Consider the following 15,863-nt stretch of genomic DNA (forward strand, 5'->3'; position numbering starts at 1 on the left):
GAAAGCGGATTGTGCGCGCAGAAAAAAGCCACCGCGAACGGTGGCCTTCGAATCACGCGGAAGTTGTCAGACCACGGCCTGCGCCAGCTCGCCCTTGGCGTAGCGGGCGGCAACCACTTGCAGCGTGTCGCCCTTGATCTTGGCGCCCTGGCCTTCGCAGCCGAACTCGATGTAGCGCTGCTTGCAGATCAGCTTGGCGGCTTCGCGCGCGGGCTTGAGCCATTCGCGGGCGTCGAACTTGTCGGGGTGCTCGGCCAGGAACTTGCGCACCGCGCCGGTCATGGCCAGGCGGATGTCGGTGTCGATGTTGATCTTGCGCACACCGTGCTTGATGGCTTCCTGGATTTCCTTCACGGGCACGCCGTAGGTTTCCTTCATGTCGCCGCCGTACTGGCGAATGATGGCCAGCAGCTCCTGCGGCACGCTCGACGAGCCGTGCATCACCAGGTGGGTGTTGGGAATGCGGCGGTGGATTTCCTTGATGCGGTCGATCGCCAGGATGTCGCCGGTGGGCTCGCGCGTGAACTTGTAGGCGCCGTGGCTGGTGCCGATGGCGATGGCCAGTGCGTCGATCTGGGTGCGCTTGACGAAGTCGGCGGCCTGCTCGGGGTCGGTCAGCAGCTGCTCGCGCGTCATGGTGTCGTCGGTGCCGTGGCCGTCTTCCTTGTCGCCCTTCATGGTTTCGAGCGAGCCGAGGCAGCCGAGCTCGCCTTCGACGGTCACGCCCAGGCGGTGGGCCATGTCGGACACCTTCTTGGTGACGTCCACGTTGTACTCGTAGCTGGCGATGGTCTTGCCGTCGGCCTCGAGCGAGCCGTCCATCATGACCGAGCTGAAGCCCAGGTCGATGGCGCCCTTGCACACGTCGGGGTTCTGGCCGTGGTCCTGGTGCATCACCAGCGGAATGTTCGGGTACTGCTCGATGGCGGCCTGGATCAGGTGCTTGATGAAGGCTTCACCGGCGTACTTGCGCGCACCCGCGCTGGCTTGCAGGATGACCGGCGCGCCGGTTTCCTTGGCGGCCTCCATGACGGCCTGGACCTGTTCGAGGTTGTTGACGTTGAAGGCCGGAATGCCGTAGCCATTGGCTGCGGCATGGTCGAGCAGTTCGCGCATCGAGACGAGAGCCATAGGGAAATACCTCGCGGGAATTAGGGAAAGAAGAAGGCGGAAAGACGAGAGAAAACTGCCGCAATTCTACCGAGACCCCCCTCACCCTAATTGTGGGACGGCACCGACGCCAGCCCGAGGAAACCCAGGACCGGCGGCAGAACCGGCCCGCCCAGCCACTGGATCGGCTTGGCGAAGGCGCCGATCAGCGTGACGTGGCTCAGGTTGTCGAACAGCTTGACCTCCACCGGCACGCCCGCAGTGCGCAGCGCGGCGGCCATCTGGCCGGTGTTGCGGTCGGGGTAGACCAGGTTGTCCTTCGAGGCCGCCATGAGCAGCGCGCGCGGCGAGGCCGCAGTGACATGCGCCAGCGGCTGCGAGTCGCGCGGCGTGTTCGGCCAGTTGAACGCCGCCTGCGCCTGCGGGTCGCCGATGGGCAGGAAGTCGTAGGGGCCGGCCAGGCCGATCCAGCCGGCCAGCTGCTTCGGGCTGGCGCCCACCTCGCCGAGCCAGCGATCGTCCAGCGCCACCATCGCGGCGTTGTAGCCGCCCGAGCTGTGGCCCATCACGTAGACCTGCTTCGGGTCGGCGCCGAGCTGCGCGGCGTTGTCGAGCGCCCATTTGACGGCCAGCGCGCTGTCGCGCACGAACACGGGGTAGGTGAAGGCCGGCGACAGGCCGTAGTCGGGCACCACCACCACCGCGCCGCGCGCGGCCAGCGCCTCGCCGACGAACTTGTAGCTGGCGCGGTCGCCGTTGGTCCAGGTGCCGCCGAAGAAGAACACCACCAGCGGGCGCGAACCGCGCGCCGGCCGGGTGGACGGCAGCGGCTGGTACACGTCGAGCACCTGGCGCGGCGCCTGGCCGTAGGCGATGTCGCCCTGGAACTGGTAGGTGTCGGCGGGCACCAGCCCGTTGAGCACCTTGACCGGCGAACAGGCCGACAGCACGGCGGCGGCGGTGACGGTGAAGGCGGTGACGAAGGCGCTGCGGCGCCGGCGAAGGGAGTGGAAAGCGGTGGCGAAGGTGGGAAAGCTCATCGCACCAGTACGCACGCAGTGGCCGGCCGGTTTCGTCAGATGGGAAGCTGCGTGGTCGACAGCACCTGCTTCAAGACGACGAAGGTGCGGATCTGCCGCACCCCCGGCAGGTACAGCAGCTGCTCGGCGTGCAGGCGGTTGAAGCTGTCGTTGTCGCGCGTGCGCACGAGCATGAAGTAGTCGAACTCGCCGGTGACCACATGGCATTCGAGGCAGCCCGAGACCTTCTGCGCGGCTTTCTCGAAGTCGGCGAAGGAGTCGGGCGTGGAGCGGTCGAGCACCACGCCGATCATCACGAGCATGCCGACGTCGAGCGCGTCGGGGTCCAGCAGCGCGACGATGGCCTTGATGAGCCCCGAGGCCTTGAGCCGCTCCACGCGGCGCAGGCAGGCGGCGGCGCTGAGGTTGACCTTGGCGGCCAGCGCCACGTTCGACAGCGAGGCGTCGCGCTGCAGGGCGCGAAGGATGGCGCGGTCGGTGCGGTCGAGCTCCGGGGGAGAACGCAATTTTGTTGTGCTCATTCCTTTTTCCTCGGCTTGAAAGTGATCGCCTTTGCCATCGTGCCTTTTTTTACTTCGGTAAGCCAGAAAACTTCGCAAGCACGTTGCGGGCCCTTCTTCCTACGATTCAAGGCTTCAACCTCCTGGAGCCGCACCATGAACCTCAAGAAGTTTCCCCGTCACGCCCTGACCTTCGGCCCCACGCCGATCCACCCCCTCAAGCGCCTGAGCGCGCACCTGGGCGGCGAGGTCGAGCTGTACGCCAAGCGCGAGGACTGCAACAGCGGCCTGGCCTTCGGCGGCAACAAGACGCGCAAGCTGGAGTACCTGATTCCCGAGGCGCTCGAGGGCGGCTACGACACCCTGGTGTCCATCGGCGGCATCCAGTCGAACCAGACGCGCCAGGTGGCCGCGGTGGCGGCGCACCTGGGGCTGAAGTGCGTGCTGGTGCAGGAGAACTGGGTCAACTACTCCGACGCGCTGTACGACCGGGTCGGCAACATCGAGATGTCGCGCATCCTGGGCGCCGACGTGCGGCTGGACGCAGCGGGCTTCGACATCGGCATCCGCAAGAGCTGGGAAGAAGCGATGAACGACGTACGCAAGGCCGGTGGCAAGCCGTTCCCGATTCCGGCGGGCTGCTCGGAGCATCCGCGCGGCGGCCTGGGCTTCGTGGGCTTTGCGGAAGAAGTGCGCCAGCAGGAGGCCGAACTGGGCTTCAAGTTCGACTACATCGTGACCTGCTCGGTCACCGGCAGCACGCAGGCCGGCATGGTGGTGGGCTTCGCGGCCGACGGACGGGCCGACCGCGTGATCGGCATCGACGCCTCGGCCAAGCCGCAGCAGACCTTCGAGCAGATCGTGCGCATCGCCAAGGGCACGGCCGAACTGGTGGAACTGGGCCGCGACATCACCGACAAGGACGTGGTGCTGGACCGCCGCTTCGGCGGCCCCGAATACGGGCTGCCGAACGAGGGCACGCTGGAGGCGATTCGCCTGTGCGCGCGCATGGAGGGCATGCTGACCGACCCCGTGTACGAGGGCAAGTCGATGCACGGGATGATCGAGAAGGTGCGGCTCGGGGAGTTTCCGGCCGGCTCGAAGGTGCTGTACGCGCACCTGGGCGGTGTGCCCGCCCTGAACGCCTACAGCTTCCTCTTTCGCAACGGCTAGAAATTGGCACTCCCCCAGGCTGCGCGCACTTCGTGTCGCTTCGCCAACCCCCTCGCCGGGGGCAACACCTGCGGCCCGGCAAAGCCGGTTCCGCGGTGTTTCGTGAAAGTACCCGTCAGCTGGCTCTGCAGATTTTCAGCATGTTGGTGCCGCCCGGGGCGCCCATGGGCTCGCCGCAGGTGATGGCGTAGACGTCGCCGCTCTGCACGATGCCGCGCTTCTTCAGATGGGCTTCGGCCTGTTCGAGCGCGGTGTCGCGGTCGGTCTGCGAGTCCATCAGCAGCGGGCGCACGTTGCGGTACAGCGCCATCTTGCGCTGCGTGGCCAGGCGCGAGGTCAGCGCGTACATGGGAATGTGCGCGCGGTGGCGGCTCATCCACAGCATGGTGGAGCCCGACTCGGTGAGCGCCACGATGGCCTTGGCGCCCAGGTGGTGGGCCGTGAACAGCGCGCCCATGGCGATCGACTGGTCGATGCGGCTGTAGGTCTTGCCGCTGAAGTCGGCGTCCAGCGTCTTGTCTTCGGCGATTTCGGCCGCCTCGCAGATGCGGCTCATTTCCTGCACGGTTTCCAGCGGGTAGCGGCCCGAGGCCGTTTCGGCCGAGAGCATCACGGCGTCGGTGCCGTCGAGCACGGCGTTGGCCACGTCGCTCACCTCGGCGCGGGTGGGCACGGGGTTGGTGATCATCGACTCCATCATCTGGGTCGCGGTGATGACCACCTTGTCCATGTCGCGCGCCATGCGGATCATTTTCTTCTGCAGCGCCGGCACGGCGGCGTTGCCGACTTCAACGGCCAGGTCGCCGCGCGCGACCATGATGCCGTCGCTGGCACGCAGGATTTCTTCGAGCTTGGGAATGGCCTCGGCACGCTCGATCTTGGCGATCATGCCGGGCTTGTGGCCGTACTCGGCCGCGGCCACGTTGCACAGCTGGCGCGCCATTTCCATGTCGGTGGCGTTCTTGGGGAAGCTCACGGCCACGTAGTCGGCCTGGAAGCTCATCGCGGTCTTGATGTCTTCCATGTCCTTGGCGGTCAACGCGGGTGCCGTGAGGCCGCCGCCCTGCTTGTTGATGCCCTTGTTGTTCGACAGCTCGCCGCCGAGCTTGACGGTGGTGTGCACCGCCTCGCCCTTGACGCCGTCCACCGTGAGCACGATGAGGCCGTCGTTCAGCAGCAGCTTGTCGCCGGGCTTCACGTCGCGCGGCAGGTCCTTGTAGTCCAGGCCCACGGCGTCGATGTCGCCGGGTTCGGTGCGCGAGGCGTCCAGCACGAACTTGGCGCCCGGCTCCAGCCAGACCTTGCCCTGCGCAAACTTGCCCACGCGGATCTTGGGGCCCTGAAGGTCGGCCATGATGGCCACTTCGCGGCCCATCTTGCGGGCGGCTTCGCGCACCATGACCGCGCGGTCGATGTGGTCCTGCGCCGTGCCGTGGCTGAAGTTCAGGCGCACCACGCTGACCTTGGCCTGGATCATCTGTTCCAGCAGTTCCGGTGTGCTGGACGCCGGACCGAGCGTGGCAACGATCTTGGTGGCGTGGCGGGGGATGCGGTCCGTGCTCATGAGGGTAGTCTCCGTTTTGTATTCGCTACTGTATACACTTTGCGTGTCTGACGGAAGTCACCCTGACGGGCTTTCGTCGCGCGTCCGCCGCACCGCCGGTCAACCGGCCGCGCGTTTGGCCAGGATTTCGAAGGCCGGCAGGGTCTTGCCTTCCAGCACCTCGAGGAAGGCGCCGCCGCCGGTCGAGATGTAGCCGACCTGCTTTTCGATGCCGTACTTGGCGATGGCCGCAAGCGTGTCGCCGCCACCGGCGATCGAGAACGCGCTGCTCTCTGCAATGGCTTGCGCGATGGCCTTGGTGCCGCCCGCGAAGGCGTCGAACTCGAACACGCCCACCGGGCCGTTCCAGACGATGGTGCCGGCTTCGCGCAGTTGCGCGGCCAGGATGGCGGCGGTCTTGGGGCCGATGTCCAGGATCAGGTCGTCGTCCGCCACGTCATTGGCGTCCTTGACGGTGGCGAGCGCATCGGCGGCGAAGGTCTTGGCCGTGACCACGTCCACCGGAATCGGCACGTCGGCGCCGCGCGCGCGCATGGCCTCGATCACGGCCCGGGCGTTGTCGACCAGGTCGGGCTCGGCCAGCGACTTGCCGATCTTCAGGCCGGCGGCCAGCATGAAGGTGTTGGCGATGCCGCCGCCGACGATCAGCTGGTCGACATTGGCCGAGAGGCTTTTGAGGATGGTGAGCTTGGTGCTGACCTTGGAGCCCGCCACGATGGCCACCAGCGGGCGCTTGGGTTGCGCCAGCGCCTTGGTGATGGCGTCGATCTCGGCCGCCAGCAGCGGACCGGCGGCGGCAATCTTGGCGAACTGCGCAATGCCGTAGGTGGTGGCTTCGGCGCGGTGGGCCGTGCCGAAGGCGTCGTTCACGTAGATGTCGGTGAGCGCGGCGAGCTTCCTGGACAGCGCCTCGTCGTTCTTCTTCTCGCCCTTGTTGACGCGGCAGTTCTCGAGCAGCACGACCTGGCCGGGCTTGACGTCGACGCCGTCGACCCAGTTGGCGACCAGCGGCACTTCGCGGCCGAGCAGCTCGCCCAGACGCTTGGCCACGGGGGCCAGCGAGTCTTCGGGCTTGAACTCGCCTTCGGTCGGGCGGCCCAGGTGCGAGGTGACCATGACGGCCGCGCCGGCATCGAGCGCGAGCTGGATGCAGGGCACCGAGGCGCGGATCCGCGTGTCTTCGGTGATGTGGCCGGCGTCGTCCTGCGGCACGTTGAGGTCGGCACGGATGAAAACGCGCTGGCCGGCGGCTTTGCCCTGTGCGCAGAGGTCGGTGAATCGAATGACGTTCATGGATCTGGAGTAGGTGGAAGACGGGTCGGCCTGCATTGTAGGTTTGGCGCCCTCGTGGCACTGTGCGCCTCTTGCGCCGGCCCGATGCTTTTCAGCCCTTGCTCAACGCCCGGACTGGGCCCTGGCGAAGCCTTCGAGGATCTCGACGAAGCTCGCCGCCGCCGGGGACAGGCTGCGCCGCGCCGCACTGTAGACGCACACCTCGCGGTGGAAGTCGGGCGACTCGAGCCGCACCATCTGCAGGCCGTGGGCGCGCACCAGCGAGGCGGAGTAGGTCGGGCACACCGTGAGCCCGAGCCCCGAGGCCACCATGCCGAGCGCTGTGGTCATGTACGACACCTCCTGCGTGCCGGCGCGCAGCATGTACGCGCGCTCGGCCGGGCCCAATTCGGGCAGCACGCGCTGGCGGAAGTCGCGCGTGGGGGCGATGAAGGTGTAAGGCCCCAGCTCGTGCCAGCGCACCTTGCGGCGCTTGGCGAAGGCATGGTCCGGCGGGCAGATCAGCCAGTGGCGGTCGCGGAACAGCGTACGGCGCTCGATGGTGCCGTCGACCGCCACGTCCTGCCCCACGGCGAGTTCGACGTCGCCGGCCATCACGCCCGCGAGCAGGTGCTCGGGCAGCGTGTCGGCCAGGCGCACATCGACGTCGGGGTAGGTCTCGCGGTAGGCCGCGATCACGCGCGGCATCAGCGTGCAGGCCATGAGCTGCGGCGCCGCAAGCCGCAACACCCCTTTCTTCTTGTCACGCAGATCGGTAACGCCGGCCACCGCACCCGCAAGATCGCCGAGCAGCCGGTGCACCGAAGGCAGGAACTCGCGCCCGGCCTCCGACAGCTGCACGCTGCGGGTGTTGCGGTCGAGCAGCTGCACGCCCATCTCGCGTTCGAGTTCGCGCACCAGCACGCTGAGCGCCGACTGCGTGAGGTGCAGCTGCTGTGCCGCGGCGGTGAAGCTGCCGGTCTCGGCCACGGCTGCGAAGGCGCGCAACTGGCGCAGGGTCAGGTTCATATATATGGTTATTTCATCAATCGATGAATTAATTTCGATTGCATCATAAGACGCGTGGTCGCCCAATCGCGGCTGAACGGAGACACCCATGCCGACGACGACAACTGCCCACACGGCACCCCCACCCATTCACGGGTTGCACCATTTCGCCTGGCGCTGCCGCGACAGCGAGGAAACCCGCCGCTTCTACGAAGACCTGCTGGGCCTGCCACTGGCCCACGTGATCCAGAGCGACCACGTGCCGAGCACGGGGGAGTACTGCCCTTACGTGCACATCTTTTTCCAGATGCGCGACGGCTCGTACATCGCCTTCTTCGACCTGGGCGACGACATTGCCGCGCTGCCCTCGCCCAACACGCCTTCGTGGGTGAACCACATCGCGCTGCGCGTCGATTCGGTGGCCGACCTGCGGGCCGCCAAGGTGCGCCTCGAAGGCGCGGGCGTCGAGGTGCTGGGCGTGACCGACCACCACATCATCGAGTCGATCTACTTCTTCGACCCCAACGGCATCCGCGTGGAACTGACCACGCCCACCGTGCCGCAAGCCGAGATGGACGCACATGCGTTGCGCGCCCGTGCCGACCTCGATGCATGGACGGCGCGCAAGGCCGAGCTGCGTGCAGCGAAGAAGGGCGCATCGCATGTCTGAACTGCAACTCGCCGTCATCGACGTGAAGCCCGGCGCGGCGATGGAAAGCCAGTCGGGCCTGCAGATGCTGCGCCCGCGCATTTATGGCGCCTTCCGGGCCCCGCAGGGACCGAAGAAGGTGGCGGCCATCGTGATGCACCCGACCAGCAACTTCATGGGCCACTACCTGATCGGCCCGCTGGCCGAGCGCGGCATCTGCTGCATGGGGCTGAACTCGCGCTTCGTGGGCAACGACACGGTGCTGCTGATGGAGCGCGCCATCCAGGACCTGGGCGCCGGCGTGCAGTACCTGCGCGCGGCAGGCTACGAGAAGGTGTTCCTGGTCGGCAACTCGGGCGGCGCCGCGCTCGCGGCCTTCTACCAGGCGCAGGCCGAACGGCTCACCGCCACCCACCTGCCCGACGGCGACGCGACGCACCTGCACCCGAACGACCTGCCGCCGGTGGACGGCATCGCGCTGTGCGCCGCGCACCTGGGCCGCACGCGGCTGATGCGCGACTGGATCGACCCCTCGGTCACCGACGAGCACGACCCGCTGTCGGTGGACCCCGACCTCGACATGTACGACCCGCGCCACCGCGTGCCCTACGACAGCGACTTCCTGGCGCGCTTCAGCGCGGCGCAGAAGGCGCGGCTGGACCGCATCGAGCAGTGGTGCGTCGAACGCCTCGCGCTGTTGCGCGGCACAGCGGGCGCGCCGCGCGACCAGACCTTCATTGTCTACCGCACGCACGCCGATCCGCGCTGCGTGGACCTCTCGCTGGATGCGAACGAGCGGCTGCCCGGCAGCGTGTGGGGCGATGCACGGCAAGTGAACTACTCGGCCAACGCCATGGGGCGCACCACCTCGCTCACGGCGTTTCTCTCGCAATGGTCGTCGCGCTCGCAGGCTGACGGGCCGACCAACCTCGCGCGCACCACGGTGCCCAAGCTGCTGCTGACCTACACGGGCGACCAGTCGACGTTCCCGAGCACGCGCGATGCGTGGATGGCCGCGGGCGGCTCGCGCATCCGCAACGTCGACATCGTGGGCGGCAACCACTACCTCGCGGGGCAACCCGAACTGGTCCCGAAGGCGGCCGACGCCATCGCCGAATTCGCGCACGCGCTGTAGAAGAAACATGGAAACCTTTGCCTTCGCACCGGCCTACGAGCTGCCGGCCTGGCCCTTCACGCCCCCGCCCGAACTGGGGAACACGAAGGTCGTGCGCCACCCGATCGTCATCGTCGGCGCCGGGCCTTCCGGCCTCACGCTGGCCTGCGACCTGGCGCAGCGCGGCGTGCGGGCCGTGCTGCTCGACGAGGACAACACCGTCGGCGTGCGCGGTGCGTCGTCGCGCGGCATCTGCTACGCGCAGAAGAGCCTGGAGATCTTCGAGCGCCTGGGCGTCTACGAGCGCATCGCGGCCAAGGGCATCACCTGGTCGTTCGGACGCACCTTCTCGGGCGACGAGGAGGTCTACAACTTCAACCTGCAGGCCGCGAGCGTGTCGAAGCAGCCGCCGTTCATCAACCTGCAGCAGTTCTACGTGGAGTGGTTCCTGGTCGAGCGCATCCTCGAACTCGGCGTGACCGACGTGCGGTGGAAGAGCCGCGTGACGCGCATCGAGCCACTGGCCGACGGCGTGCGCCTGGACATCGAGACGCCCGCCGGCAGCTACACGATCGAGGCCGACCGGCTGATCGACGCGACCGGCGCCAACAGCCTGATCCGCACGCAGCTCGGCATCGAGGCCCATGCCTCGCGCAGCACCGACCGCTGGTGCATCAGCGACGTGCGCTTCAAGAAGCCGCTGCCCACCGAGCGCTGGACCTGGGTCGACGCGCCCTTCAACGAAGGCCGCGGCGTGTGGCAGCACCTGATGGCCGACGGCGTGTGGCGCATCGACTACCAGATGCCCGAGGACTGCGACACGGCCGCCATCAGCCGGCCCGAGGTGGCGGGCGCGCGGCTGCGCGAGCAGCTCGGACCCGACGTGGCGTTCGAGTTCGTGTGGATCGGGCCCTACGGCTACCGCGACCACCTGCTCGACAGCTTCCGGCACGGCCCTGTGTTCTTCATCGGCGATGCGGCGCACGTGGTGAGCCCGTTCGGCGCGCGCGGCGGCAACAGCGGCATCCAGGACGCGGCCAACCTCGGCTGGAAGCTCGCGCTGCTCGCGCAAGGCCAAGCCGACGATGCGCTGCTCGACAGCTACGACGCGGAGCGCCAACCCGCCGCGCAAGAGAACCTGCAGGTGACGAGCCGTTCGGCGCGCTTTCTTGCGCCGCGCTCGCCGGCCGAACACACGCTGCGCCGCGCGGTGGTGGCGCTGGCGGCGCGGTACCCGTTCGCACGCGCGCTGGTGAACACGGGGCGCATGTCGGTCGCCAACGCCTACCCGGCCGCGCCGCACCTGCCCGAGGGCGCGCGCACCGTGCAGAACCTGCAGCTGCGCTGGGCCGATGGGCGTGAGACGACGTTGATGCAGCTGCTGGCCGAAGGCACGCATTGCATCGGCCTGTGGTTCGCGCCCACGCGCGCGCAGGCCGAAGCGGCGCTCGAGGCCACGGCTTCATTGCCGCTGCGCCTGCTGGCCGTGGGCGACGACAGCGGCCTGCCCGCGCTGCAAGCCGACGACCAACTCGCCGCCCATCTCGGCATCGACGGTGCAGGCGGCTTCGCGCTGGTGCGGCCCGATGCCTACCGCGCCGCCGTGCTGCAGAACGCCACGCCTGAAGCCATCGCCTCTGCCTTGCGCACCGCGCTCGCACACCGCCCGACCCCATGATCACCGAACCCCGCATCCCCGATCCCGACGGCTTCTACGCAGCGCTGCTCGCCGCGCACGAAGGCCGCACCGACGCGCAGAGCGCCGACCTCAACGCCCGCCTGGTGCTGCTGCTGGCCAACCAGTGCGCCGACCAGGACGTGCTGCTCGCCTGCATCCATGCGGCAGCGGCCGCGCAAGACCCCACGACCCCACACGCCCCATGACCACTTCCGTCTCCTTCGCTTCCGCTTCCGACACCCGCGAGCAGAAGCCGCAGCTGCGCGAGCTCGCGCCCGGCGCCTACGGCTACATCAGCGACTTCGACCCCAACTGCGGCTTCGTCGTCGGCGACGAGCAGGTGGTGCTGATCGACACGCGCCCCACGCCGCGCATGGCGCGTGACTTTCTCGCGGCCATCCGCACGGTGACCGACAAGCCCGTCAAGACCATCGTGCTCACGCATTACCACGCAGTGCGCGTGATGGGCGCGAGCGCCTTCGACGAGGTGGAACAGATCGTCGCAAGCAACGGCACGCTCGACTGGATCCGCACGCGCGGGCAGGCTGATTTCGATTCGGAGGTCGGTCGCTTTCCGCGCCTGTTCGCGGGCGTGGAGGAAATCCCGGGCCTCACCTTTCCGACGATGAGCTTCGCCGGCGAGATGAGCCTGTGGCTGGGCCCGCGCCCGGGCACGGGGCGCGAACTGCGGCTGATGGCGCTGGGCCGCGGCCACTCCAGCGGCGACACGGTGGCCTGGCTGCCCGACTGCGGCGTGCTGTTCTCGGGCGACGTGGTCGAGAACCACTGCGGCGTGTACGCGGGCGATGCCTACATCGGCGACTGGGCCGGCACGCTCGACGCGGTGCGGGCGCTGAACCCCCGCGTGCTGGTGCCGGGGCGCGGCGCGGTGCTGCAGAACGAAGCGGCCTGCGCGGAGGCCATCGACCTCACCAAGGCCTTTCTCTCCACGCTGCTCGACAGCGTGAAGGCCGGCATCGCCGCAGGCGAAACACTGCGCGGCTGCTTTGCGCGCGCCGACGCCGCGATGACACCGCGCTTCGGCAGCTGGCCCGTGTTCCAGCACGTGCTGCCCTTCGACGTGTCGCGCGCCTACGACGAGCTTCGCGGCATCGAGCACCCCGTGGTGTGGACGGCCGAGCGAGACCGTGAGCTGTGGCAAGTGCTGCGCGGCGAATGACCTGAACCGATTTCAAGACAAGCAACGGAGACAAGAGACGATGAAGCGATTCCTTCCCCTGATGGCCGCGGCGCTCGCGCTGGCCGCCACCACCTTCGCATCGGCCCAGCCGGCGGCCTATCCGAGCCAGCCGATCAAGTGGATCGTGCCCTACTCCGCCGGCGGTGGCACCGACAACCTGGCGCGCACGCTGGCCGAGGCGATGCAGCCGTCGCTCGGGCAGCCGCTCATCATCGACAACCGGCCCGGTGCGTCGACCAACATCGGCGTGTCGGTGATGATGCAGGCCAGGCCCGACGGCTACACGGTCATGCAGGCCGAGAACGCGGCGCTGCTCTTCAACGAGCACATGTTCGTCAAGCTGCCGTACAAGCCCGCGAGCGACTTCACCTACATCGGCACCATCGGCCGCTTCCCGGTGGCGCTGGTGGTGCACCCCGACTTTCCCGCGAAGACCGTGGCGGAGTTCGTGCGCTACGTGAAGGCCAACCCCGACAAGGTGAGCTACGCCTCGCCCGGGAACGGCTCGCCGCACCACATGGCGATGGAACTCTTCAAGCAGAAGGCGGGCCTGACGATCACGCACGTGCCGTACAAGGGCGCCGCGCCCGCCATGACCGACGTGATGGGCGGCCAGGTGCCGGTGATGATGCTGGACCTGGCCTCGGGCCTGCCCATCATCAAGTCGGGCAAGGTGCGGGTGCTGGCCATCGCGCTGCCGCAGCGCGCGAGCGCCTTGCCCGAGGTGCCGACCTTCGTGGAGGCCGGTTTCAGCGACGTCAACGCCTACGCCTTCCACGGCCTGATCGGCCCGGCCGGCATGCCGCCCGAAGCGGTGGCGCGGCTCAACAGCGAGCTGCACAAGGCAATGAAGGCACCGAAGGTGGTGAAGCTGTTCGCGGACTTCGGCTTCGAGGCGCTGCCCGGAACGCCGCAGGACTTCTACAAGCTGTCGCGCGCGGAAAGCGACCGTTGGGGAAAGATCATCGCGGCCGCCGGCGTGAAGCTCGACTGAACAAAAAAGAAACCCTGCGGCTACCAGCCCAGGCCGAGGTGCAGCGGCAGGTAGACCGCCATGCCGGCGATCATGGTGCCCAGCACCCCGCGCCGCCAGTAGAAATACGCCGCACCGACGACCGCCGCATACAGGCGGGCGTCGTGCAGCGTGGTGATCAGGTGACCCTGGGTCATGACGATCTCGGGCGCGATCACGCCCGCGAGCGCGGCCGCCGGCGCGTAGTGCAGCGCGCGGTGCGCCCACTCGGGCAGGCCCCAGGGCCGGTCGAGAATGAAGAAGAAGCAGCGGGTGAGCACGGTGACGAGCGCCAGGCCGACGATCACGCCCATCGTCCACCAGTCTGTCGTGGCGCTCACTTGTCGTCCTCCGCCGTCGGGTCGAGGCCGAACTGCTTCTCGAGCCAGAAGCACAGCAGCACGGCCACGCCGATGGCCACCACGATGTTGAGCTTCAGCGGCAGTGCATAGGCCGCCACGGCGGTCACGCCGGCAATCAGCGCGGCGAGCACGCGCAGGCGGGTGGTCGCCATCGAGCAGACGATGGCCACCAGGCTCAGCACGCCGGCGAAACCCAGGCCCCAGGTCTGCGGAATGAAGTTGGCCAGCGCCACGCCCAACAGGCTCATGCCCATCCACGCGCACCAGGTCACGAAGTAGTTGCCGGTGAGGTAGGCCTCCTGCGATTCCTGCTCGGAAATGGTCAGCGGCGGCTTTGGATACTTCTTGGTGAAGAGCGCATAGCTCATGTCGGCCGTGAGGTAGCCGTGCATCATGCGGCGCCAGCGCGGCATGTGCATGAGGTAAGGGCGCAGGTGCAGGCTGAACACCACGAAGCGCAGGTTGACGCAGAAGCCCGTGGCCAAGATGACCCACGCCGGCGCGCCCGCGAACAGCAGCGGAATGGCCGCGAGCTGCGAGCTGCCCGCGTAGACCAGCAGGGTCATGGCCAGCGCCTCGATCACGCTCATGTTCGACTTGACCATGGCCACGCCGGTCATCAGGCCCCAGGCGCCGATGCCCAGCGCCACCGGCGTCATGTCGCGCACGCCGACGCGGAATTCAGGGCGGCTGCGGATGCGCTGCGAGAGGAACATCAGCCGAAGGCCTGCCCGGGCTTCAGGTCGAAGCCGCGCAGGAAATCGGCCACGGCCAGGCGCTTGCCGCCCGGTCGCTGGAGTTCGGTGACGGTGACGGCTGAACCGGCGGCGGCCACGGTCACGCCGGTGTCGCTGACGGCCAAGATGGTGCCCGGTGCGGCCTGCTCGGTAGACGCGGCCTCGGCGTGGGCGGTCCACAGCTTGATGGTCTCGCCGTCCAGTGGGCTGTTGGCGCCCGGGAACGGATCGAAAGCCCGGATGCGCCGCACGATGGCGCCGGCCGGCTGGGCCCAGTCGATCAGCGCTTCATGCTTCTCGACCTTGTGGGCATAGGTCACGCCTTCGGCGGGCTGCGGCGTGCGCACGAGCGTGCCGATGCGCTCCAGCGCCTCGACGATCATCTTCCCGCCCAGCTCGGCCAGCCGGTCGTGCAGGCGGGCGGTGTTGTCACTGCCGATGTCGACGGCCTCGCGCAGCAGCATGTCGCCGGTGTCCAGGCCCGCGTCCATCTGCATGATGGTGATGCCGGTCTGCGCGTCGCCGGCCTCGATGGCGCGGTGGATGGGCGCGGCGCCGCGCCAGCGCGGCAGCAGGCTCGCGTGGATGTTGAGGCAGCCGTGCACCGGCAGGTCGAGCACCCACTGGGGCAGGATCAGGCCGTAGGCCGCCACCACCATCACGTCGGGCCTGGCGGCCAGCAGGGTCTGGTGCGCGGCCGAGGCCTCGTCGGGGTACTTGCCGTCCAGCCGCAGGCTGCGCGGCTGCGCCACCGGCCATTGGTGGGCGACTGCGCATTGCTTGACGGGGGAGGCCTGCAGCTTCATGCCGCGACCGGCGGGGCGGTCGGGCTGGCTCATCACCAGCACGACGTCATGTCCGGCGGCGGCGATGGCCTCCAGCGCGGCGCGCGCGAACTCGGGCGTGCCCGCGAAAACGACTCGCAGGCGGCTCAATCCCGGACCCGATCGAGCTCGAGATCGTCTCCCGTGTGATAGCGCCGGACCACGCCGGTGGGGTCGATGTAGATGTACAGCATGCGGCGTTCGTTCACAGCCTTGTAGCGCCAGGTCCAGACGACACCGTCGAAGGAGCTGACCCGGCTGATTTCATAGGGTCGGCCGTAGAAGGCCATCACGTCGTTCTGGCGCCACTGGTTGACCAGGATGTCCTGCCCGAAGCGCGCCTCGCTGAGCACCTGCGTCACCGAGACGACCTTGCCTGCGGCGTCGACGTCGATGTCGGTCACCTCGAAGCCGGCCGGCATGCGCGAGTACTGCAGCCGCTCGCCGCCGCCGGTGAGCGGGTAGCGGCCCGTGGGCGCACCCAGGCGCTGCAGGGTGTCGGCGGCGGTGGCGCCCGGCTGGACGCGCGTGGGTTCGTTCGCGCAGCCGGCCAGGCCCAGGCCGGCCATCGCGAAGACCGCCAGCGCTGCGAGGGAGCCGAAACGACGTGAGGTCATGG

At 68.3% G+C, this 15,863-nt stretch carries 17 protein-coding genes; 7 read left to right on the top strand and 10 right to left on the bottom strand.

Annotated elements, in window-relative coordinates:
- Positions 1 to 66: 66 nt before the first annotated feature.
- From fba to ACSFBM_RS29650, 3 genes are all read right to left on the bottom strand, one after another.
- A complete protein-coding gene (gene fba, locus ACSFBM_RS29640) occupies positions 67 to 1,131 on the bottom strand; it encodes a class II fructose-bisphosphate aldolase (RefSeq protein WP_435437450.1) in 1,065 nt (354 codons plus the stop codon).
- 86 nt (positions 1,132 to 1,217) lie between these two features.
- Positions 1,218 to 2,150, bottom strand: coding sequence for an alpha/beta hydrolase (locus ACSFBM_RS29645; protein WP_435487577.1), 933 nt, complete (start codon positions 2,148 to 2,150; stop codon positions 1,218 to 1,220).
- A 35-nt stretch (positions 2,151 to 2,185) separates the two neighbouring features.
- Complete coding sequence (locus tag ACSFBM_RS29650; RefSeq protein WP_435445578.1) at positions 2,186 to 2,671, bottom strand: Lrp/AsnC family transcriptional regulator; 486 nt, start codon at positions 2,669 to 2,671, stop codon at positions 2,186 to 2,188.
- Positions 2,672 to 2,806: 135 nt separating this feature from the next.
- On the opposite strand from ACSFBM_RS29650, the gene ACSFBM_RS29655 reads away from it, so the two are divergent.
- Entirely contained in the window at positions 2,807 to 3,823 is a 1,017-nt protein-coding gene (locus ACSFBM_RS29655) for a 1-aminocyclopropane-1-carboxylate deaminase (RefSeq protein WP_435487578.1), read from the top strand.
- Positions 3,824 to 3,938: 115 nt separating this feature from the next.
- On the opposite strand, the gene pyk is transcribed toward ACSFBM_RS29655, so the two are convergent.
- The 3 genes from pyk to ACSFBM_RS29670 all read right to left on the bottom strand — a co-directional run bounded on the left by pyk (position 3,939) and on the right by ACSFBM_RS29670 (position 7,688).
- The gene (pyk, locus tag ACSFBM_RS29660; RefSeq protein WP_435437446.1) at positions 3,939 to 5,387 is read right to left on the bottom strand and encodes a pyruvate kinase; all 1,449 of its coding nucleotides are present in this window, start codon (positions 5,385 to 5,387) and stop codon (positions 3,939 to 3,941) included.
- Positions 5,388 to 5,486: 99 nt separating this feature from the next.
- Positions 5,487 to 6,680, bottom strand: coding sequence for a phosphoglycerate kinase (locus tag ACSFBM_RS29665; RefSeq protein WP_435487579.1), 1,194 nt, complete (start codon positions 6,678 to 6,680; stop codon positions 5,487 to 5,489).
- Positions 6,681 to 6,782: 102 nt separating this feature from the next.
- Positions 6,783 to 7,688 (bottom strand): LysR family transcriptional regulator, encoded by a 906-nt coding sequence (locus ACSFBM_RS29670; RefSeq protein WP_435487580.1) that lies wholly within the window; start codon positions 7,686 to 7,688, stop codon positions 6,783 to 6,785.
- A gap of 88 nt (positions 7,689 to 7,776) precedes the next feature.
- On the opposite strand from ACSFBM_RS29670, the gene ACSFBM_RS29675 reads away from it, so the two are divergent.
- From ACSFBM_RS29675 to ACSFBM_RS29700, 6 genes are read left to right on the top strand one after another with little or no spacing between them, the layout of a single operon-like run.
- Positions 7,777 to 8,337, top strand: coding sequence for a VOC family protein (locus ACSFBM_RS29675; RefSeq protein ID WP_435487581.1), 561 nt, complete (start codon positions 7,777 to 7,779; stop codon positions 8,335 to 8,337).
- Positions 8,330 to 9,451 carry an alpha/beta hydrolase family protein gene (locus tag ACSFBM_RS29680; RefSeq protein ID WP_435487582.1) on the top strand — a complete coding sequence of 374 codons (1,122 nt, stop codon included), beginning with the start codon at positions 8,330 to 8,332 and terminating at the stop codon, positions 9,449 to 9,451. Before ACSFBM_RS29675 ends, ACSFBM_RS29680 begins: the two co-directional genes overlap by 8 nt.
- A 7-nt stretch (positions 9,452 to 9,458) precedes the next feature.
- Positions 9,459 to 11,108, top strand: a complete 1,650-nt coding sequence (locus ACSFBM_RS29685; RefSeq protein ID WP_435487583.1) for an FAD-dependent monooxygenase — start codon at positions 9,459 to 9,461, stop codon at positions 11,106 to 11,108.
- A complete protein-coding gene (locus ACSFBM_RS29690; RefSeq protein WP_435487584.1) occupies positions 11,105 to 11,314 on the top strand; it encodes a DUF2783 domain-containing protein in 210 nt (69 codons plus the stop codon). Before ACSFBM_RS29685 ends, ACSFBM_RS29690 begins: the two co-directional genes overlap by 4 nt.
- Positions 11,311 to 12,288, top strand: a complete 978-nt coding sequence (locus tag ACSFBM_RS29695) for an MBL fold metallo-hydrolase (RefSeq protein ID WP_435487585.1) — start codon at positions 11,311 to 11,313, stop codon at positions 12,286 to 12,288. The genes ACSFBM_RS29690 and ACSFBM_RS29695 overlap by 4 nt, the downstream gene beginning before the upstream one ends.
- A gap of 40 nt (positions 12,289 to 12,328) precedes the next feature.
- Complete coding sequence (locus tag ACSFBM_RS29700; RefSeq protein ID WP_435487586.1) at positions 12,329 to 13,303, top strand: Bug family tripartite tricarboxylate transporter substrate binding protein; 975 nt, start codon at positions 12,329 to 12,331, stop codon at positions 13,301 to 13,303.
- A 20-nt stretch (positions 13,304 to 13,323) separates the two neighbouring features.
- On the opposite strand, the gene ACSFBM_RS29705 is transcribed toward ACSFBM_RS29700, so the two are convergent.
- Genes ACSFBM_RS29705 through ACSFBM_RS29720 form a run of 4 tightly spaced genes read right to left on the bottom strand, consistent with a single transcriptional unit; the run spans position 13,324 to position 15,861 of the window.
- Positions 13,324 to 13,635 carry an AzlD domain-containing protein gene (locus ACSFBM_RS29705; RefSeq protein WP_435487620.1) on the bottom strand — a complete coding sequence of 104 codons (312 nt, stop codon included), beginning with the start codon at positions 13,633 to 13,635 and terminating at the stop codon, positions 13,324 to 13,326.
- A 23-nt stretch (positions 13,636 to 13,658) separates the two neighbouring features.
- Entirely contained in the window at positions 13,659 to 14,399 is a 741-nt protein-coding gene (locus ACSFBM_RS29710; protein ID WP_435437437.1) for an AzlC family ABC transporter permease, read from the bottom strand.
- Positions 14,399 to 15,355, bottom strand: a complete 957-nt coding sequence (fmt, locus tag ACSFBM_RS29715; protein WP_435487587.1) for a methionyl-tRNA formyltransferase — start codon at positions 15,353 to 15,355, stop codon at positions 14,399 to 14,401. The genes ACSFBM_RS29710 and fmt overlap by 1 nt, the downstream gene beginning before the upstream one ends.
- On the bottom strand, positions 15,352 to 15,861 hold the full coding sequence (locus ACSFBM_RS29720; protein WP_435487588.1) for a hypothetical protein: 510 nt from the start codon (positions 15,859 to 15,861) through the stop codon (positions 15,352 to 15,354). Before ACSFBM_RS29720 ends, fmt begins: the two co-directional genes overlap by 4 nt.
- Positions 15,862 to 15,863 lie beyond the last annotated feature (2 nt).

This window comes from Variovorax pasteuri (assembly GCF_051216435.1).
In the GTDB taxonomy this organism is placed as follows: Bacteria; Pseudomonadota; Gammaproteobacteria; order Burkholderiales; family Burkholderiaceae_C; genus Variovorax.